Source organism: Streptomyces sp. NPDC038135 (assembly GCF_055601245.1).
This window is the reverse complement of sequence record NZ_JBVJXS010000003.1, coordinates 539,296-557,846: the sequence shown is the minus strand read 5'-3', so window position 1 is coordinate 557,846 and position 18,551 is coordinate 539,296. Positions and strand designations below refer to the sequence as shown.

Genomic DNA, 18,551 nt, shown 5'->3' with positions numbered 1-18,551 from the left:
GTCCACCCTAGGGCCTGTGGGTCCGGTGGGTCCGGTGGCCCGCGCCCGCTGCGCCCCGGTCCGCCGCGCGGTGCACGCGGACCACCCGGGACCGGCCGGCGGAACCGCCGCTCGCGGGACGGCGGCGGGCGCCCTGCTCGCGGGAGCGGAACACCGCCCAGTACAGGGCGAGTACGGCGGTGAACACCGGCAGCCACAGGAGCCGGGCCGCGACCCAGTGCAGGTCGTCCGGCCGGGTGTGCAGGCCGGGGAGCCGGCCTGCCGCGAGGGCGGCGACCGTGGTGGTCATCAGGGCCGTCTGGTGCCACAGGAAGACGGTCATCGCGGAGAGGTTGACCAGGGCCGCGGCCGCCCAGGCGAGCGGGCGGCGCATCGCCCGGCGCAGCCGGTCGCGCAGCAGGAGGGCCAGTCCGCACTGGGCCAGACCGAAGGTCACGGCCGCCAGCGTCGGCGGGTTCAGGTTGGAGACGGGGGCGCCCGGCACCCCGACCATGGACGCGGGATAGCCCGCGCACGTCACCAGCAGGACCGTGGCCGCCGTACCGCCGAGGAGCAGCAGCCGGGCCGCGTGGCGGCCGTCCAGCTCACCGCGGGTCCAGGCGGCGCCCAGGGTGTACGGCACCAGCCAGCCGGCCGCCACGTTCACCCAGCCCAGCCAGGAGGGGCCGGTGTGCAGGCCGAAGCGGAGGATGTCCACGTGCAGGACGACGGCCAGCGGCCAGAGCGGGCTGAGCCGGACGAGCAGCGGGGTGGCCGCCGTGAGGGCGGCGAAGACCAGCAGGAACCACAGCGGCGACAGGGCCAGTTTGAGCAGCGTGTGCAGTGTCGCGAAGGGGACGCCGCTCAGCAGCAGAGCGGCGGCGGCCGCCGTCCACAGGGCGAGGAGCGCGAGCACCGGCCGGAGCAGACGGGCCAGGCGGCTGCGCAGCCACGCCCCGTAGGTGAGCCCCCGGGTCCGCGCCGAGGCCAGTGAGCGCGTCGCCACGTGACCGCCGACCAGGAAGAACACCGCGAGGGTCTGGAAGACCCAGGAGACGGGGGCCAGCCACGGCAGGTGCCGCAGCGGGCTCGCCGTGTGCAGCGCCCCGTCCTGCGGCACCAGGGCGGTGACCAGCCAGTGGCCGAGGACCACACCGAGGACAGCGAGGGCGCGCAGCGCGTCGACCGCGCGGTCCCGGGAGGCCGGGGTGGCGGCGTCCACCCGGCGGGCGCCCCGGCGTACCGCGTGCGTCAGGCGCGGCGGGCGGGGGGCCCTGGCCGCCGCGGTGCGGGCGGGAGTCCGGCGCCGGGGGCCGGGGACCGGCTCAGGCACGGGTCACCTCCGAGGTGGCGCCGAGGGTGATCCGGGCCAGGTTGGCGAGGGCGGCCGAGCCCGGCGTGAAGTAGCCGCTGTGATCGGCGTCCGCGGCGTCGAAGACCTGGGCGCCGAAGGCCCCGGAGACCGGGTCGGCGCCCAGGCCGACGGTGGCGCCCAGCAGACCGGCCCGTACGTGCGGGACGTGGGCCACCCAGTCGCGGCTGCCGCGCGCCGCCCAGACCCGGGCACGGGTGTGCAGCCCGGCGACGGTGCCGACGCCCGTGCCCGGGCTGCCGACGAGGACGACGTCGCCGACGTCCAGACCGTGCGCGGCCCGGCCGCAGACGACGGAGCCGTAGGAGTGGCAGAGCAGGGAGATCCGGGCCCGCGCGGGGGCGATGGCGCGCAACTGCCCGGTGAGGGCGCGCAGACGGGGCGCCGCCTCGTCGGCCCTGGCGGTCGTGGTCACCGTCGTGCTGACCGTGCCGGGGGTGCGGTAGCCGAGCCAGGCGACCACGGCGACGCGGGTGCCGGCGGGGGCGCGGCGCGTGAGGTCGTCGTACAGGGCGGCCGCCGCCCGGTGGAAGCGGGCGTAGGTGTCGATCGAGGTGTCCGAGCCGGGTACCAGGACGGCGACGCGGCCGGCCCGGCGCAGCTCGCCGAGGACCTCGGTGGCCTGGCCGGGGCCGCGGCCGTCGAAGGCGAGCAGCTCGCGGGCGGCCAGCGCCCGGTCGGCGGCGGCCCGGTGCGCGTCGCCGTGGGCGGCGGCCATGGCGGCGGCCTCGGCCGCGTTGGCCCGGTTCGCCGCGTAGACCGAGCCCAGGGTGGCCGTGGTGGCCGGGGCGTGGCCGGCCGGGGGCGGGGCGGGGATGGTGGAGTGCGCGGCGGCGGTCAGGGCGACGACCGTGGCGGCGGTGAGCAGCGCCTGGCGCCAGATCCCGTTCCGCCCCGGCCGCCACCGGCTCCGGCTGGGCGGCGGCGGTTGCGGACCGGCGGTGGACGGCGGCGCTTGCCCCATGGTGGCTTCCCTTCGCGAAGCCCGGCCATCGGGCTTGTCCAGAAGGGAAGTTAGGAGCCGCAGGGCGTCGCCGGCGTCCCGCCAGGGAGCCGTCCCGCGGGGTAGCTCTCAGGTACTACGGGTATGACCGGGGCGGCTCACCAGGCGAGTTGGGCGATCTCCTCGGCCACCACCGCGCAGGCGTCGGTCGCCGGGTCGATGAGCGGGAAGTGCCCGACGTCCGCCAGCAGGGTCAGGCCCACCAACTCGCCCGCCTTCTCGGCGGCGTTCGCGTACGACTCGGCCACCGCCGGGGGCACCACCAGGTCGGCCTCGCCCTGGACCAGCGTCGTGGCGATGCCGTTCGGGAGGAGCAGCACGGGGTCGGCGTACGGCCGGCGCTCGGCGAAGTGGTCGTGCCCGCCGAGGAGTTGCAGGGAGGCGTTGCCGCAGACGTCCAGCTTCTCCGCCACGTCGAGGTCGGCGACCGGGGCGAGGGCCACGACGCCGCGCAGCGGGGCGGGACGGTCGGTGCGCCAGGGCGCGTCAGCGGGCAGCACGTGCCGGGCCGCGGCCCACAGGGCGAGGTGGCCGCCCGCCGAGTGCCCGGTGAGGACGGTGCGGCGCGGGTCGGCCTGCGGGAGCGCCGCGCGGGCCAGGCCGGGCAGGGCGTCCAGGGCGGCGGCCACGTCGTCGAAGGTGTCGGGCCAGCGGCCGGCCGGCGGGGTCGCGTCCGAGGGGCCGGGCCCGGCGCCCTGGAGCTGCGCCGGGATCAGCGGCTCGCCGCCGCGCCGGTACTCGACGTTGGCCACGGCGAAGCCGGCGCGGGCCAGGTGGTCCGCGAACGGGGTGACGTGGCGGCGGTCGTAGCGGGCGCGCCAGGCCCCGCCGTGCAGGACGACGACCAGGGGCGCGCCGGACGCGCCGGTCCGCGGGGCGTAGAAGTCGATCACCTGGTCGGGGTGGTCGCCGTAGGCGGCGGTCGCGTCGGGGTCGACCGCGGGGTGCGAGAAGGCCGACTCCTCCTCGGCGGCGGCGCGGGCTTCGGCGGCGTCGTCCGGCATGCTCCGACCTCTCGGCGGCGGGATGGGTCCGGCGGACCTGGTGGGTACGAATCGGTACGCAGCGTCGGCCGTTGGCCGGGACGGTACCAGGCGGGTGACGTGGGCGGACACCGGGCCGGGGCCCGGCGGCGGGGGCGCGGGGCACCCCGCCGCCGTGCCACGTCACCCGTTGAGCAGCTCCCCCAGGATCCGGGCCGCGCGCTCCGTGTCCGCGAAGCCCACGTACAGCGGGGTGAAGCCGAAGCGGAGCACGTCGGGGTGGCGGAAGTCGCCCACCACGCCCCGCTCGATCAGCCGCTTCATCACCTCGCCGGCGTCGGGGCAGCGCAGCGCGATCTGGCTGCCCCGCTCCGCGTGCGGCGCCGGGGTCACGCACTCGGCCCGGCCGGCCTCGGTGTACGCGGCGACGCACTCCAGGAAGAAGTCCGTCAGCGCCAGGGACTTGGCCCGCACCGCGTCGACGCCGACCCCGTCCCACACCTCCAGGGCGGCCTCGAGGGCCAGCATGGAGAGGATGTCCGGGGTGCCGACGCGGCCGCGCACGGCGCCCGGCGCCGGTGCGTAGGACGGGCTCATCGCGAACGGCTCGGCGTGGGAGGTCCAGCCGGGCAGGGGCGAGTCGAAGCGGTCCTGCAGCTCCCGGCGCACGTACAGGTACGCGGGCGAACCGGGGCCGCCGTTCAGGTACTTGTAGGTGCAGCCGACCGCGAGGTCCACGCCGTGCTCGTCCAGGCCCACCGGCAGCGCGCCCGCGCTGTGGCACAGGTCCCACACCGCGAGGGCGCCGGACGCGTGGATCGCGGCGGTGAGGCCGGGCAGGTCGTGCAGCCGGCCGGATCGGTAGTCGACGTGGTTGAGCAGCACCGCGGCCGTGCGGTCGCCCAGCGCGGCGGGCAGCTCCGCCGGGGTCACCGGGCGCAGGGTGCGGCCGGTCATCCGGGCGGCCGACTCGGCGATGTAGCCGTCGGTGGGGAACGTCGTGGCGTCGACGAGGAGCTCGTCGCGGCCGGCGTCCGCCATCCGGACCGCCGCCACGAGCGCCTTGAAGACGTTGACGCTCGTGGAGTCGCCCACCACGATCTGGCCCGGCGCCGCGCCGACCAGCGGGGCGATCCGGTCGCCGATCCGCTCCGGCGCCGTCCACCAGCCGCTCTCCTCCCAGGAGCGGATGCGCAGCTCGCCCCACTGCCTGCGGACCACGTCCGCCATCCGGTCGGGGACGTGCGCGGGCAGGGCGCCGAGGGAGTTGCCGTCCAGGTAGACGACGTCGTCGAGGACGAAGCGCTCGCGCAGCGGGGCCAGTTCGTCGGCGGCGTCCAGTTCCTTGGCGCGCAGCGCGAGTTCGAGGCGCTCAGACATGGGACCTCGCCGTCCACAGCTCGGGGAAGACGTTCTTGCGGGCGCGCTTCTCCAGCCAGGCCACGCCCGCCGAGCCGCCCGTGCCGGTCTTCGAGCCCATCGCGCGGCGGGTGGCGACCAGGTGGTCGTTGCGCCAGCGCCAGACCAGCTCGGCCACGTCGGACAGGGCCTCGCCGAGCCGCACCAGCTCGTCGTCCTGGTCGCCGGAGTAGAGAGCGGCCCAGGCCGACTCGACGGCCTCCGAGGGCTCGTAGCGCTGGGAGACGTCCCGGTTCAGCACCGAGGCGGGGATCGCGTGGCCGCGGCGGGCGAGCAGCCGCAGGACCTCGTCGTACAGGCTGGGCTCGTGCAGGGCCTTCTCCAGCTCCGCGTGGGCGCGGGGGGCGCCGCGGTGCGGGACCAGCATCGACGCGGACTTCTCGCCGAGCAGGAACTCCAGCCGGCGGTACATCGCCGACTGGAAGCCGGAGCCCTCGCCGAGGGCGCCGCGGTACGAGTTGAACTGCGCCGGGGTGAGCTGGCCGAGCGGCTTCCAGGAGGCGTTCAGCGCCTCCAGCTCGCGCACGGAACGCTTCAGCGCGGCGATCGCGGTCTGCACGTCGTCCTGGCGGAGAGCCTTCGCGGCGGTCTCCCACTCGTGCACGACGACGGTGAACCACAGCTCCATGACCTGGGTCGTCACCAGGAAGACCATCTCTCCGGGATCGTCGGAGAGGGTGTGCTGGAGGTGGGTGAGCACGTCCGCCCGGACGTAGTCCTCGTAGGGCGTCGTACCCGCGAAGTCGAGATGCGGGGTCTCGGGCTCAGCGGCCTCGTGAGGGGGGCGAGCCGGTTGCGACATCGCTGTCTCCTGTTGTTGCTCCGGGTGGCGGTCCGCCCCTGCCGATGCCGGCACGGGGGCCCCGGTCCCCACCCCGCATCCTCCGCAATCACTCCGGTCACGGCAAGGCCCGCTTGCTGCCAGACGGGCCACACAGGTGACGCCGCGGGGGCCGGCCGGCTCGGCCGGCTGGTGGGCCGGTCAGCCGAGGGTCTGGGCCGCCGCGGGCGAGGAGTCCTTCAGGAACTGGGAGCAGCGCTCGTACTCCTCCTGCTCGCCGATCGCCTGGGCGGCGCGGGCGAGGCCGTGCAGGGCGCGCAGGAAGCCGCGGTTGGGCTCGTGCTCCCAGGGCACCGGGCCGTGGCCCTTCCAGCCGTTGCGGCGCAGGGCGTCCAGGCCGCGGTGGTAGCCGGTCCGGGCGTACGCGTACGACTCCACGACCGCGCCCCGCTCGAAGGCCTCGTCGGCGAGCTGGGCCCAGGCGAGGGAGGAGGTCGGGTACTTGGCGGCGACGTCCGCGGGGGCGGTGCCGGTCGCGAGGAGTTCGCGGGGCTCCGGGTCGTCGGGGAGGTGGGTGGGGGGCGGGCCGCCGAGAAGGTTTTCGTGAATCGTCATGCCTCCAGTCTGTCGCACGCACGCGCCCCCGGCGGATCGGCACCGGTGCGTGGGGCTCGCCGGGTGCGTGGTCCTCGCTGGTGCCCGGGGCTCGCTCGGTGCGTTGTGCTCGTCGATGCCTGGTGCTCGCCGGGTGCGGTGCTTGACGGTGCCCGTGCTGGTGGGTGCCCGGTGCTGGTGGGTCTGGTGCCCGGTGTCGCTGAGGTGCGGTGCCGGTGCCGACCGGAGGGCGTTCCGCTTGCCCGCGCTAACGGGGTACCTCCCCCGCTCTCGACTTCGCTCGAGCGGGGGGACCCCCACCGCCCACCCGTGCCGCCCCTAGCGGCACGCATGCCCGCAGCTGGGGGCCGGCACCGGGTGCCTGAGCAAGGGGCGCGAGGAACTGCGCGACCAGCCACCACGCAGCCGCGGACGGACGACGCCGGATGCCCACGCGCGAACGGCCGTGGAGGGGGGTCAGGTGTGGCGGCCGGACTCCAGCGGGGGAGCCGTGACGCCGCAGAAGGTCCTGCATTCCGGGTGGCGGCAGCCGGGAGGCGGCCGGCGGATCAGGGTGAAGGCCAGCACCGCGCCCAGCACCAGCACCCCCGCGCAGATCGGCATCGCCCGGGAGAACGCCGCGTCGAAGGCCACCGCGGAGCGGTACGCCTCCGGTCCCATCCCCGTCAGCAGCGGCAGCGCGGCCACCGCGACCAGCCCGGCCGCCCGGGCGGCCGCGTTGTTGATGCCGCTGGCCAGGCCCGCGCGGGCGGTGTCGACGGAGGCGAGCACCGTGGCGGTCAGCGGGGCGACCAGGGTGACCATGCCGGCGCCCATGACGAGCAGCGCGGGCAGGACGTCGGTGAGGTAGTCCGCGTCCGCGCCCACCCGCAGCATCAGCAGCATCGCCGCCGCGCAGAGCAGCGGCCCCACGGTCAGCGGCAGCCGCGGACCGGTGCGGTCGGCCAGGGCGCCCGAGCGGGCCGAGAACAGCAGCATCAGGACCGTCGTCGGCAGCAGGGCCGTGCCGGCCTGCAGGGGCGAGTAGCCGGACACCACCTGGAGCTGGAGCGCGGTCAGGAAGAAGAAGCCGCCGAAGGCCGCGTACACGCACAGCGTGACCAGGTTGACCGCGGTGAAGCGGCGCGAGGCGAAGATGCCGGGCGGGAGCATCGGGTTCGCGCGGTGCCTCTCGACGTACACGAAGGCCACCGCCGCGGCCAGGCCGAGGACCGCGCTCACCACCACCCCGGTCCCGCCGCCGCCCGCCTCGATCAGGGCGTACGTCAGCAGGGCCAGGGCGAGCGCCCCGAGGCCGGCGCCGAGGACGTCGAAGCGGCCCTTGCCGGGGCCGGCGGCGGACTCCGGTACGTGCCGCACGGCGATCGGCGCGCACAGCAGGGCGACCGGCACGTTGAGCAGGAACACCCAGCGCCAGCCGGGGCCGTCCACCAGCCAGCCGCCCAGGAACGGGCCGACGGCCGCGCCGACCCCGCCGAAGCCGGACCACAGGCCGACCGCCCGGCTGCGGTCGTCCGGATGGAAGGAGGCCTGGATGAGGGCGAGGGAGCCGGGGGTGAGCAGAGCCCCGCCGACCCCCTGCAGGGCACGGGCGGCGATCAGCACCACGGGGTTCGGGGCGAGGCCGCAGAGCAGGGAGGCGGCCGCGAACCAGACGACGCCCAGCACGAAGACGCGCCGGCGGCCGTACCGGTCCCCCAGGGAGCCGCCCAGCAGGATCAGACCGGCCAGCGTGACCATGTACGCGTTGACCGTCCACTGCAGCGCGGCGAGGCTGGCGTCGAGGTCGCGGCCGATGGTCGGCAGCGCGACGTTGACCACGGTGGAGTCCAGCATGGCCATGCTGGAGCCGAGCACCGTGGTGAGCAGGATCCACTTGCCCTGGGACGAGCCCAGCCGGACATCGGGCATGCTCCAGATATACAGCGGGCCCGGTGCCGAGGCACCGGGCCCGCCGAAGCCGCCGTACGCGACTTACTTGATCTTGTTACCCGCGGAGCGCAGGTTCTGCGTGGCCTCGACGACACGCGCGGCCATGCTCGCCTCGGCCAGCTTGCCCCAGGTGCGCGGGTCGTAGGTCTTCTTGTCGCCGACCTCGCCGTCGACCTTCAGGACGCCGTCGTAGTTCTTGAACATGTGGTCGGCGACCGGACGGGTGAAGGCGTACTGGGTGTCCGTGTCGATGTTCATCTTCACGACGCCGTTGTCCAGCGCGGTGAGGATCTCCTGCTCGGTGGAGCCGGAGCCGCCGTGGAAGACGAAGTCGAACGGCGCCGCCTTGCCGAACTTGGCGGAGACGCCGTCGGCCAGCTCCTTCAGCAGCTCGGGGCGGAGCACGACGTTGCCCGGCTTGTAGACGCCGTGCACGTTGCCGAAGGAGGCGGCCAGCAGGTAGCGGCCCTTCTCGCCGAGGCCCAGGGCCTCGGCGGTGCGGATCGCGTCCTCGACCGTGGTGTAGAGGGAGTCGTTGATCTCGTGGGAGACGCCGTCCTCCTCGCCGCCGGTCGGGGTGATCTCGACCTCGAGGATGATCTTCGCGGCGCGGGCCTGCTCCAGCAGCTCCTGCGCGATCTCCAGGTTGTCGGCGAGGGTCTCGGCGGAGCCGTCCCACATGTGCGACTGGAACAGCGGGTTGAGGCCGGCCTCGACGCGCTTGCGGGAGAGCGCCAGCAGCGGACGCACGTACCCGTCGAGCTTGTCCTTCGGGCAGTGGTCGGTGTGCAGCGCGATGTTGACCGGGTACTTCTCGGCGATGATGTGCGCGTACTCGGCGAGCGCGACGGCGCCGGTCACCATGTCCTTGTTGTACTGGCCGCCCAGGAACTCGGCGCCACCCGTGGAGATCTGGACGATGCCGTCGCTCTCCGCCTCCGCGAAGCCGCGCAGGGCGGCGTTCAGGGTCTGGCTCGAGGTGACGTTGATGGCCGGGTAGGCGAACTTGCCTGCCTTCGCCCGGTCGAGCATCTCGTTGTAGACCTCGGGGGTTGCGATGGGCATGGTCCGCTCCTTGGAGTGTGCGGGTTGGGTTCTGCGTACTACGGCCCTGACCTAGACCTTGGGTGTGACGTCATCGTCGTTCCCATCTTTCCAGACATGACCCGGTGCCAGTGGCTCCGGTCAAGCCACGGGCAAGTCCAGGTCAATTCCGGGCGTCAGTCCAGACCCAGTTCATCCTTCGAGAAGGCGAACCGGTACGGAACGCCCGCACCGGCCTCGATCTTCTCGGCCGCGCCGGTGGCCCGGTCGACGATGGTCGCCACGGCGACGACCTCGGCGCCCGCCTCGCGCACGGCCTCCACGGCGGTGAGCGGCGAACCGCCGGTGGTGGAGGTGTCCTCCACGACGAGCACCCGCCGGCCCGCGATCTCCGGCCCCTCCACCCGCCGCTGCAGGCCGTGCGCCTTGGCCGCCTTGCGGACGACGAAGGCGTCCAGCCGCCTGCCGCGCGCGGCGGCCGCGTGCAGCATGGCGGCGGCGACCGGGTCGGCGCCCATGGTGAGGCCGCCCACCGCGTCGAACTCCAGGTCGGCGGTCAGGTCCAGGAGCACCTGGCCGACCAGCGGCGCGGCCTCCCCGTCGAGGGTGATGCGGCGCAGGTCGACGTAGTAGTCGCCCTCGAGACCCGAGGAGAGGGTCACCTTGCCGTGCACCACGGCCTTGTCCTTGATCTGCTGCAGCAGCGCGCCGCGCACGTCGTCCGTCATGCCGCCCAGCTTAGAGCCGCCGCCAGGTCCAGGTGGTCGTCGCCTCCAGCGGCTCCAGCGGGGTGACCAGGCGCGGGAGGGTGTTCAGGCCGTTGGGCGGGCCGGTCTGCGGCTCGACGCACACGGCCTCGGCCTGCTCGTCGTAGACGACCACCCACTCCTCGCGGCTCGCGACCTTCAGCTCGAGCCGCCCGGGCCAGGTGAGGGTGACGTCGACGCCGCCGGGCATGCCGAAGCAGTCGTCCCACGGGCCGGTCCCGGGCTCGACGCGGTTGCCGGTGGGCAGGTGGTCGGCGCCGCGCTCCTCCTGCCAGGCGGGCTTGAAGTCGAGCCGCACGTCCGCGCCGCCGAGGCTGCGGTTGAACCAGGGGTGCCAGCCGATCTGCGCCGGGAAGGAGTCGTCGTACGCCTCCACGGACATGGTCAGGGCCAGGCTGTCCGCGGTCAGCCTGACCACCTGGGTGACCCGGCCGCGGTGCGGCCAGGGGTCGGTCAGGTCGTGGGTGATGACGGCCTCGTCCGCCGACACCCGGGCGGTGCGCCAGGCGCCGTCGCGCGCGGTGCCGTGGATGGCGTGCGGCGGGGAGTTGAGGGGCATCTGCCGGACGGTGGCGCCGTCCAGGAAGCGGCCCTCCCGGGTCCGGCCGCACCAGGGCACCATGGGGAAGCAGCCGTAGCGCTCGCCCTGGCGCAGCAGCTCCACGCCGCCGATCCGGAGCCCACCGATACGGCCGCCGTTGCCGGGCCGCACGCTCACTTCCGCGTCGCCCGCGGTCAGCGTGATGTCTTCGTTACTCACGTGACGACCCTACTTCGGCGATCAAGAGGGCGTCCGCCGCACGACCGCACGGGGCCGGAGGCGGCCGGGAAACCGGCTAGGTCGTGTCCGCAAAGTCGCGTCGTTCGCCCGCAGGGCGGGCGTCGCGGCGTCCGGTGCGTGCTCTGGGGGTCCCCCCGGCCGAAGGCTGGGGGAGTGCCGGCCGGATGCCCTCGTACTGGGTGTACTCGGGCTTTCGGCCGGTGCGGCGAGAGTGCGTGCCGGGCGTCGCGACGCAGACGCGACTTTGCGGACACGGCCTAGCGCCGGCGGCGCAGGGCGCGGCCCACGACGATCGCGGAGGCCACGGCCAGGGCCGCCGCCGGGGCCGCCCAGCGCAGCACCTGGCTGCCGGCGCCGGTCTGGGGGGCCGGCACGGGGGCGTAACGGCCGCGCGGGGGCGCGTGGTCGACCTCCTCCGCGCTGCGGCCGATCATCGTCCGGCGCGCGTGCGCGGCCTCGGCGGGCGGCGCCCCCGTTTCGGCGAAGCCGTCCGCCGGGCGGTCGGCGGCGGCGGTGTCGTCGGCGGCGGGGTCGAGGGAGGGCGCGGGGACCTCGGTGTCGAAGACGGAGGCGGAATCGGTGCCGGGCGCCCGGTCCGGGTTGTCGGGGCTGGCCGCGAGGCTCTCCACGAAGCGGCTCAGCAGCCGCGTCACCGCTGAGCTCACCGCGTCCGCCGGCAGTTCGGCGATGCGCCCGTCCGCCTCCGCGGTGCCCTCGACCGTGACGGTGGTGCCGTCGGCGGTGCCTTCGAGGCGCAGGGTGAGCGCGACCTTGGCCGTACCGCTGCCGCGGGCCTCGCCGGCCTCGCCGTCCACGGCGTAGCCGCCGTCCGCGCGGGGGGTGATGCGCAGCGCCCCGCGGTAGGTGACGGAGTGTCCGCCCACCCGCAGCTTCAGCCGCCCCGAGACGGGTTCGGCGCCGGCGTCCTGCTGGAGCCCGGGGACCGCCCGGGCGACCCGGGCGGGCTCGGCGAGCGCCTCCCTGAGCCGGTCGGCCGGAACCGGAACGAAGACCTGGTGCTCCATGTCGGCTGAGCCTACCCAGTCCCGGCCGGAACGCACCCTCCCGCGCGCGGAGCCCGTGCGACCCGGGTCCCCGGCCACCCGCGCACCCGGTGATGCCCCGAACGGCGGCAGCTTGCCGGGATCGGGTCCGGCCGGTGGACGGCGCGGGCATGGATGGGGCGGAGGTGTTGCCCAGATGGCCAGCGACGACCGGCTCATGCGTCTCGACGAGACCGGGCGGGTGCTCGAATGGCGCCGTGCGGCCCAGGAGGCGTACGGCTGGTCCGCCGAGGAGGCCGTCGGGCGGACCGTGGCGTCCCTGCTGCGCGGCGGCCCGGCCGGCCCCGCCCGCCCGGCGGCGATGCGGCCCGTGCTGGTCAGGCCCGGTATGGCGGCGGACGGGACGCTGGTGTGGGAGGTGTGCGCGGCGGCGGAGGCCGCGTCCGGCGAGGACCTCGCCATCCTGCGGGCGATGTTCACGCAGTCCCCGGTGGGCCTGCACGTGCTGGACGACCGGCTGCGCATCGTCCGCGTCAACACCGCCACCCGCGCGCTGCGCGGCACGGCCGAGGACCGGCTGGTGGGGCAGGTCTTCTCCCGGGTGTACGGCCTGGCCGACCCCGGCCAGGAGGAGGCGGCGGCGCGCCGGGTGCTGGAGACCGGCCGGGCGGAGCTGAACCGGATCGTGCGGGTGGTGCCGGGTGCGGCCGGTCACGAGCACAGCGTGTACTCCGTCTCCTACGTGCGTCTGGAGAACACGCGCGGCGACATCCTCGGCCTGGTCGCCTCGGCCGTCGACGTGACCGAGCGCGAGCACGCCCTGTGGCGGCTCTCGGTGGTGGACGAGGTGCGGCGCCGGGTGGGCGAGCGGCTGGACGTGATCGCCGTCTGCCAGGAGTTCGTGGACGCGGTGGTGCCGCGGTTCTCGGGGATCGCGGTGGTCGAGGTGCTCGAGGAGGTGGTCCGGGGGGAGGCGCCGCCCCTGGTCCCGGTCGGCCGCGAGGTGCCGCTGCGCCGGGCCGCGTTCCGGGGGGTGGTGTCGGCGTATCCGGTGGGCGAGGTGCGGTGGCTGCCGTACGGCACCCCGTTCTCGCGGGTGCTCACCGATCTGCGGCCGCGGCTCGTCACGGTGGACGAGGACAGCCTGTGGCTCTCGGCCGACCCGCCGCGGGCGGACGCCATCAGTGCCTCCGGCGCCCACTCCCTGATCGTCGCCCCGCTGGCGCTGCGCGGCGAGGCGCTCGGCGTGGTCAGCTTCTACCGGCACCGGGAGGAGGTCCCGTTCGAGGAGGCGGACGTCGCCCTGGCCGCCGACGTGTGCGCGCACGCAGCGCTGTGCATCGACAACGCCCGTCGCTACGCCCGGGAGCGGTCCATCGCCGCCACCGTGCAGCGCCGGCTGCTCCCGCAGCGGCCGACCGTGCCGGACACGGTCGAGCTGTCCCATCTGCATCTGCCGGCCACCGAGGGCGGGGGCGTCTGGTTCGACGTGATCGGCATGGCCGGCGCCCGGACGGCGCTGATCGTCGGCGAGGTGGCCGGCCACGGCATGGCCGCGGCGACCACGATGGGCCAGCTCCGCACGGTCATCCACTCGCTGGCGTCCCTGGACCTGGCGCCGGACGAGCTGATGGCCCGGCTCAGCGACACGGCGGCCCGCCTCGCCACGGAACGCGCCGCGCTGCCGACGGGCGACCCGCTGCACCGCGAGCCGCTGACCGCGAGCTGCCTGCTCGCCGTCTACGACCCGATCGATCTCACCTGCACCTTCGTGCGGGCGGGTCTCTCGGAGCCCGTCGTGGTGCCGCCCGACGGCGCCCCGGCCGTCGTCTCCGTGCCCGCGGGACCGCTGCTCGCCGGCCCCGGCAACGCCCCGTTCCCGGCCACCACGGTCGCCCTGCCCGCAGGGAGCACGCTTGCCGTCGGCACCCGCACCCTGGCGCGGGACGTCCTGGCCCCGTCCGCGCCGCTGCGCGCCCTGTTCGACGAGCACGCCCACGAGCCGCTGCCCGACCTGTGCGACGCCGTCGCCTACGCCGTCAGCGACGGCCCGCGGGCGGACGACGCGCTGCTGCTGCTGGCGCGCACCGCGGCGCTGCCCGCCGAGCGGGTCTTCGACTGCGCCCTGCCTGCCGGGCCGGAGGCCGCGCCGTTCGCGCGCGAGGAGGCCCGGCGCCGGCTGCGCACGTGGGGGGTCGACCGGGAGGCGGCGTTCACCGCCGAGCTGATCGTCAGCGAACTCGTCGGCAACGCGGTCCGCTACGGCGCCCCGCCGATGCGCCTGCGGCTGATCTGCGACGGCATGCTGACGTGCGAGCTCAGAGACGGCGCGATGTCCGCTCCGCACCTCAAGCACGCCCGCACCAGTGACGAGACGGGGCGCGGGCTGTTCATCGTCGCCACCCTGGCCGACAACTGGGGCATCCGGTACCAGGCGGAGGGCAAGACCGTGTGGGCCCAGCAGTCCCTGGAGGGCTGCCCGTGAGGCGCGGGCGGCCCGGTCAGTACCTCGGACGCACCAGCGTCGACGCCGGCAGCCCCCTGATCCGGGTCGCGGCCGCAGCGCGCGCGTCGGCCGCCAGGCCGTTCCCGGTCAGGGTGCGCGGCGCGGGGCCCTCGGGGTCCAGGCGCAGCGGCGGCGGCGTGCGGCCCGGCGCCGCCAGCAGGAACCCCCAGTCGTGCGGGGCCCGGGAGGCGTCGGCCGAGCGGTCGGGGCCGGCCGGGAAGCCGGAGTCCCGGCCGGGGACCTGGTAGGCGGCGGCGGTGAGGCCGGCCGCCCGGAGGGTCGAGGCCACCGTCCAGAAGGCGCGGGGGCGGCCGGTGACCGGACCGGCGTGCACCACGAGCCGTCCGTCGGCGGCGAGGGCGCGGCGGACCAGGCCGTAGCACTCCTGGGAGTACAGCTTGGCGCTGGCGGTGATGCCGGGGTCGGGCAGGTCCGCGATCACGACGTCGTACGTCCCGGCCGGCGCACCGCGCAGCCAGGTGAGCGCGTCCGTCGTCGTCAGGCGCAGGCGGGGGTCGTCGTAGGCGTGGCCGTTGAGGGCGGACAGGCCGGGGTCGCGGCGGGCCAGGCGGACGAGCCCGGTGTCGAGTTCGACCACGTCGACGCGGCGCACGTCGCGGTGGCGCAGGACCTCGCGGGCGGCCAGGCCGTCGCCGCCGCCGAGGATGAGCACGCGCGTGTGCGGGCCGCTCAGCGCGGGCTGGACGAGGGCCTCGTGGTAGCGGCGCTCGTCCCGGCCGCCGACCCTGAGCCGGCCGTCGAGGAACAGGTCGAGGGGCCGGCCGCCGGTGCCGCCGGCGAGGACGACCTCCTGCACGCCGGTCCGCACGGCGACCCGGACGTCCTCGCCGTACACCGCGTGCCGGGCGGCGCGTTCGAAGTCGTCGGCGAGGGCGGCCGCGGCGGCGAGGACGCCGAGCACGGCGAGACCGGCCAGCAGCAGGGTCCAGCGGGCGCGGCGGCCGAGGTCGCGGCGGAACAGGCCGAGCACCAGGGCGCCCCCGGCGACCACGTTGACCGCGCCGGTGAGCAGCGCGCCCGTCAACTGGCCTAGGAACGGCAGCAGCAGGAACGGGAAGGCGAGACCGCCGACCAGCGCGCCCACGTAGTCGGCGGCGAACAGGTCGGCGACCGCGCCGCCCGCGTCCTGCCGGCGGATGCGCTGGATCAGCTCCATCAGCAGCGGCACCTCGGCGCCCACGAGCAGCCCGATGGCCAGCGAGAAGGCGACCAGCAGACAGCGCGGGCCGTCGGCCCAGAGCCCGCCCCAGCCGCCGGTCCAGGCGAAGACCGCGTACAGCGCCATCGCGCTGCAGCCGCCGACCAGGGCGAGCGCGATCTCGAGCGCGCCGAACCCGGCGGCCGCGTGCCAGCGCAGCCGCTTGGCGGCGAGCGAGCCGATGCCCATCGCGAACACCATCACCGACAGCACGACGGAGGCCTGGGTGACCGAGTCGCCGATCAGGTACGAGGCGAAGGCGACGAGTTCGAGTTCGTACACCAGCCCGCAGGCCGCGCAGACGAAGACGCACACGAGCACCAGGAACCGCCCGGTGCCGGGCCGCACGGGCAGCGGTGCGGGGGCCGTCCAGGGCGGGGCGACCGGCGGAGCGGGCGCGTGCGGATCGATCACGCTGCGACGTTACGTCACGCACTCGGTACGCTTCGTCACCCACACGTGTGGATCTCCGGGCAGTTGACGCATTCCCGGTTTACGCCGCGTGGAACGCGTGGCGCCGCGTCCGGCCGGCCGGGACCCGCGCCCCGACCCGGGTCCGGGTCGCCACCAGCTGCCCGTCCTGCGGATAGGCGTGCCAGGTGCGCCAGTGGACCTGGCCCTCGTGCCACTGGGCCAGCAGCGCGGTGAAGGCGTGCGGGCTGCCGGGGAAGACACCGGCGAGGCCGTGCGGATGGTCGGAGACGAGGGCCAGCAGCTCCTGGGCGCGGCGCTCGAACGAGCCCGGCGTGAGCACCTCGACGCGCGCCGCGAACTCGTACTCCCAGTCGTCGACGCGCTTGGCCACGCCCAGCGGAAGCGGGGTGCTGGACCCGGGGATGCACGCGACCGTCTCCGAACATCGCCCCCGCTCCTCCTCGAGCAGCACCTGGTGGGACGCGCCGAGGAGCCGCAACTGCAGTCTGGCGCCGCCCAGTTCGAGGTCGAGCGTGGCGAGGGCGGGCAGTGGCTCGCGGCCGAGGGCCCAGGCGAGGTCGGCGGCACGGGTGTCGGTGTAGGAGGTGTTCAGGGTCGTGAGCATGGGTCGGCTCCGCTAACGAACAAGGAGGGGGGAGTTCGGCCTTGTCAGCCCAGTCAGCCCGGCCGGTGGGGGCGACTGCGGGAGTCCGAGGGCTGTGTCGGTAAGGAGGACGGCCGGATTGGTGAATTAGAGGGAATCATGAACAGTGGTGCCACCACAGCTTTTTTACCCAAGTTCGTGGGGTTTCCATCCGTCAGAGGGCTCCACAGCTCAACTGTTCAACTACGGCGTGCGCCCGGCGCGGGGCCGGGAAACACCCGGGCGCCCGCCGGATGCGTTCCTCCGGCGGGCGCCCGGGCTCCGGGGAGCCGGCTGCCCCGTGTCAGCCGCCTCCCCCGCTCGCGGCCGGTCAGCTTCCGCCGCCGCAGCCACCGCCGCCACCGCACGAGGAGCCCCCGCCGCAGGACGAGCCGCCGCCGCAGGACGACGAACCGCCGCCGCACGACGAGCCGCCTCCTCCGCAGGAGTGGTGCCCGCCGGAGTGGCCCCCGCCGTGGTGGCCGCCGGACGACGAGCCGGCGTCCGCGGCACCCGCGACCCACCAGCTTCCGCCGCTGTCGTACGACGACGAGGACCTCGTGCGCGACGAGCGGGTCCGGCCCGACGGACGGGTCCCGCCCTTCCTGAGGTTCGGGCGCCTGTTCGCGGCCCGCTTCCTGCGCGCCCGGTCCGCCGCCCCCGCGATGACCAGCAGCGCCAGCAGAGCCAGTCCGAATCCGATCGCCATGGCGCCGCCCTCCTTCCTCTCCCCCGAAGCGGCCCCCCGTGGGCGCCTCGCCGTCACCGTCTCCGGTGCGGTGACCGGGGGATGCCCGGCGGCCGAGCGCGCCAAAGCAGAGTTGAGCAACTTCTGAGGCGCGAGGCCGAAGACCGGGCGGGCGGAGTTGAGGAACCCCGGAACCTGGGCGCAGGATGACCGGCATGACCTCCAGCGCGCGCCCGCTCCTGAACCGCCGTCTGGCGGAGTTCGGCACGACGATCTTCGCCGAGATGTCCGCCCTCGCCGTGGCGAGCGGGGCGATCAACCTGGGACAGGGCTTCCCCGACACCGACGGCCCCGAGGAGATCCGGGAGGCCGCCGTCCGCGCGCTGCGCGACGGGCGCGGCAACCAGTACCCGCCGGGCCCGGGCGTCCCCGAGCTGCGCACCGCGATCGCCGCGCACCAGCTCAGGCGCTACGGGCTGGCGTACGACCCCGACACCGAGGTGCTGGTGACGGCCGGCGCCACGGAGGCCATCGCGGCCTCCCTGCTGGCGCTGCTGGAACCCGGCGACGAGGTGGTGGCCCTGGAGCCGTACTACGACTCCTACGCGGCGAGCATCGCGATGGCGGGCGGGCGCCGGGTGCCGGTGACGCTCCGGCCGCACGACGGGGCCTTCCGCCTGGACCTGGACGAGCTGCGGGCGGCCGTCACGGACCGCACCCGGCTGCTGCTGATCAACACCCCGCACAACCCGACCGGCACGGTGCTGACCCGCGCGGAACTCGCCGCGGTGGCCGAACTGGCGGTGGAGCGGGACCTGCTCGTGGTGACGGACGAGGTCTACGAGCACCTGGTCTTCGACGACGCCGAGCACACGCCGCTGGCCACGTTCCCCGGGATGCGCGAGCGCACGGTGACGATCGGCTCGGCCGGCAAGACGTACTCGTTCACCGGCTGGAAGGTCGGCTGGGTGACGGCCGCCCCTGAGCTGGTGGCCGCCGTGCGCTCGGCCAAGCAGTTCCTGACCTACGTCTCCGCGGGCCCGTTCCAGTACGCGGTGGCGGAGGCCCTGGCCCTGCCGGACTCGTACTACGAGGACTTCCGCCGGGACATGCGGACCCGCCGGGACATCCTGGCCGAGGGCCTGGTCCAGGCCGGTTTCGAGGTCTTCAGGCCCGCCGGCACCTACTTCGTCACCACCGACATCCGGCCCCTCGGCGAGAAGGACGGCTTCGCGTTCTGCCGTGCGCTGCCGGAGCGGGCGGGTGTGGTGGCCATCCCCAACGCGGTGTTCTACGACGACCGCGAGGCGGGGGCGCCGTTCGTGCGGTTCGCGTTCTGCAAGCGCGCGGAGGTGCTGCGGGAGGCCGCGGAGCGGTTGCGGCGCATGTGAGGGCGGGGTC

The 18,551-nt window shown here is 75.2% G+C and carries 16 protein-coding genes; 3 read left to right on the top strand and 13 right to left on the bottom strand.

The annotated features are described in order from the left end of the window. Window positions 1-7: 7 nt before the first annotated feature. The 11 genes from ACZ7JA_RS10900 to ACZ7JA_RS10850 form a co-directional block, all read right to left on the bottom strand. Entirely contained in the window at window positions 8-1,312 is a 1,305-nt protein-coding gene (locus tag ACZ7JA_RS10900) for an acyltransferase family protein (protein WP_470807913.1), read from the bottom strand. Next, window positions 1,305-2,315, bottom strand: coding sequence for an alpha/beta hydrolase (locus ACZ7JA_RS10895; protein ID WP_470807912.1), 1,011 nt, complete (start codon window positions 2,313-2,315; stop codon window positions 1,305-1,307). The genes ACZ7JA_RS10900 and ACZ7JA_RS10895 overlap by 8 nt, the downstream gene beginning before the upstream one ends. Before the next feature lie 137 nt (window positions 2,316-2,452). Further along, window positions 2,453-3,358 (bottom strand): alpha/beta hydrolase, encoded by a 906-nt coding sequence (locus ACZ7JA_RS10890; protein ID WP_351667479.1) that lies wholly within the window; start codon window positions 3,356-3,358, stop codon window positions 2,453-2,455. A 162-nt stretch (window positions 3,359-3,520) separates the two neighbouring features. After that, a complete protein-coding gene (kynU, locus tag ACZ7JA_RS10885) occupies window positions 3,521-4,717 on the bottom strand; it encodes a kynureninase (protein ID WP_470807911.1) in 1,197 nt (398 codons plus the stop codon). Then, a complete protein-coding gene (locus ACZ7JA_RS10880; RefSeq protein ID WP_351667481.1) occupies window positions 4,710-5,558 on the bottom strand; it encodes a tryptophan 2,3-dioxygenase family protein in 849 nt (282 codons plus the stop codon). The genes kynU and ACZ7JA_RS10880 overlap by 8 nt, the downstream gene beginning before the upstream one ends. A gap of 180 nt (window positions 5,559-5,738) precedes the next feature. Beyond that, a complete protein-coding gene (locus tag ACZ7JA_RS10875; protein WP_351667482.1) occupies window positions 5,739-6,152 on the bottom strand; it encodes a DUF3151 domain-containing protein in 414 nt (137 codons plus the stop codon). Between the two features lie 456 nt (window positions 6,153-6,608). Next, a complete protein-coding gene (locus ACZ7JA_RS10870) occupies window positions 6,609-8,063 on the bottom strand; it encodes an MFS transporter (protein WP_389300602.1) in 1,455 nt (484 codons plus the stop codon). 63 nt (window positions 8,064-8,126) lie between these two features. Next, window positions 8,127-9,149: a class II fructose-bisphosphate aldolase gene (gene fbaA, locus ACZ7JA_RS10865; RefSeq protein WP_351667484.1), complete on the bottom strand. Its 1,023-nt coding sequence runs from the start codon at window positions 9,147-9,149 to the stop codon at window positions 8,127-8,129. Window positions 9,150-9,304: 155 nt separating this feature from the next. Further along, window positions 9,305-9,856, bottom strand: coding sequence for an orotate phosphoribosyltransferase (gene pyrE, locus ACZ7JA_RS10860; protein ID WP_351667485.1), 552 nt, complete (start codon window positions 9,854-9,856; stop codon window positions 9,305-9,307). 10 nt (window positions 9,857-9,866) lie between these two features. Beyond that, window positions 9,867-10,655 carry an aldose epimerase family protein gene (locus ACZ7JA_RS10855; RefSeq protein WP_351667486.1) on the bottom strand — a complete coding sequence of 263 codons (789 nt, stop codon included), beginning with the start codon at window positions 10,653-10,655 and terminating at the stop codon, window positions 9,867-9,869. Between the two features lie 278 nt (window positions 10,656-10,933). Beyond that, window positions 10,934-11,701, bottom strand: a complete 768-nt coding sequence (locus ACZ7JA_RS10850) for an SRPBCC domain-containing protein (protein ID WP_470807910.1) — start codon at window positions 11,699-11,701, stop codon at window positions 10,934-10,936. Between the two features lie 175 nt (window positions 11,702-11,876). Between ACZ7JA_RS10850 and ACZ7JA_RS10845 the strand changes: the two genes are divergently transcribed. Then, window positions 11,877-14,165 carry a SpoIIE family protein phosphatase gene (locus ACZ7JA_RS10845; RefSeq protein ID WP_470807909.1) on the top strand — a complete coding sequence of 763 codons (2,289 nt, stop codon included), beginning with the start codon at window positions 11,877-11,879 and terminating at the stop codon, window positions 14,163-14,165. Between the two features lie 16 nt (window positions 14,166-14,181). Here ACZ7JA_RS10845 and ACZ7JA_RS10840 read toward each other — a convergent pair whose 3' ends face one another. Together ACZ7JA_RS10840 and ACZ7JA_RS10835 are read right to left on the bottom strand one after the other, a co-directional pair. Beyond that, window positions 14,182-15,819 carry a polyamine aminopropyltransferase gene (locus tag ACZ7JA_RS10840; protein WP_470807908.1) on the bottom strand — a complete coding sequence of 546 codons (1,638 nt, stop codon included), beginning with the start codon at window positions 15,817-15,819 and terminating at the stop codon, window positions 14,182-14,184. A 79-nt stretch (window positions 15,820-15,898) separates the two neighbouring features. Further along, entirely contained in the window at window positions 15,899-16,444 is a 546-nt protein-coding gene (locus ACZ7JA_RS10835) for a DUF2617 family protein (RefSeq protein WP_403683546.1), read from the bottom strand. A 272-nt stretch (window positions 16,445-16,716) separates the two neighbouring features. Here ACZ7JA_RS10835 and ACZ7JA_RS10830 point away from each other — a divergent pair, with 272 nt between their 5' ends. Together ACZ7JA_RS10830 and ACZ7JA_RS10825 are read left to right on the top strand one after the other, a co-directional pair. Beyond that, window positions 16,717-17,298, top strand: a complete 582-nt coding sequence (locus ACZ7JA_RS10830) for a hypothetical protein (RefSeq protein ID WP_389300584.1) — start codon at window positions 16,717-16,719, stop codon at window positions 17,296-17,298. Window positions 17,299-17,356: 58 nt separating this feature from the next. Then, window positions 17,357-18,541, top strand: coding sequence for a pyridoxal phosphate-dependent aminotransferase (locus tag ACZ7JA_RS10825; protein WP_389300582.1), 1,185 nt, complete (start codon window positions 17,357-17,359; stop codon window positions 18,539-18,541). Window positions 18,542-18,551: the final 10 nt, after the last annotated feature.

Excerpts from the sequence above, each read along its gene's own strand:
- ACZ7JA_RS10880 (WP_351667481.1), bottom strand. The coding sequence starts at position 5,558 with ATGTCGCAACCGGCTCGCCCCCCTCACGAGGCCGCTGAGCCCGAGACC.
- fbaA (WP_351667484.1), bottom strand. The coding sequence starts at position 9,149 with ATGCCCATCGCAACCCCCGAGGTCTACAACGAGATGCTCGACCGGGCG.
- ACZ7JA_RS10845 (WP_470807909.1), top strand. The coding sequence starts at position 11,877 with ATGGCCAGCGACGACCGGCTCATGCGTCTCGACGAGACCGGGCGGGTG.
- ACZ7JA_RS10875 (WP_351667482.1), bottom strand. The coding sequence starts at position 6,152 with ATGACGATTCACGAAAACCTTCTCGGCGGCCCGCCCCCCACCCACCTC.
- ACZ7JA_RS10890 (WP_351667479.1), bottom strand. The coding sequence starts at position 3,358 with ATGCCGGACGACGCCGCCGAAGCCCGCGCCGCCGCCGAGGAGGAGTCG.
- ACZ7JA_RS10850 (WP_470807910.1), bottom strand. The coding sequence starts at position 11,701 with ATGGAGCACCAGGTCTTCGTTCCGGTTCCGGCCGACCGGCTCAGGGAG.
- ACZ7JA_RS10870 (WP_389300602.1), bottom strand. The coding sequence starts at position 8,063 with ATGCCCGATGTCCGGCTGGGCTCGTCCCAGGGCAAGTGGATCCTGCTC.
- pyrE (WP_351667485.1), bottom strand. The coding sequence starts at position 9,856 with ATGACGGACGACGTGCGCGGCGCGCTGCTGCAGCAGATCAAGGACAAG.
- ACZ7JA_RS10830 (WP_389300584.1), top strand. The coding sequence starts at position 16,717 with ATGCGTTCCTCCGGCGGGCGCCCGGGCTCCGGGGAGCCGGCTGCCCCG.
- ACZ7JA_RS10895 (WP_470807912.1), bottom strand. The coding sequence starts at position 2,315 with ATGGGGCAAGCGCCGCCGTCCACCGCCGGTCCGCAACCGCCGCCGCCC.
- kynU (WP_470807911.1), bottom strand. The coding sequence starts at position 4,717 with ATGTCTGAGCGCCTCGAACTCGCGCTGCGCGCCAAGGAACTGGACGCC.
- ACZ7JA_RS10835 (WP_403683546.1), bottom strand. The coding sequence starts at position 16,444 with ATGCTCACGACCCTGAACACCTCCTACACCGACACCCGTGCCGCCGAC.
- ACZ7JA_RS10825 (WP_389300582.1), top strand. The coding sequence starts at position 17,357 with ATGACCGGCATGACCTCCAGCGCGCGCCCGCTCCTGAACCGCCGTCTG.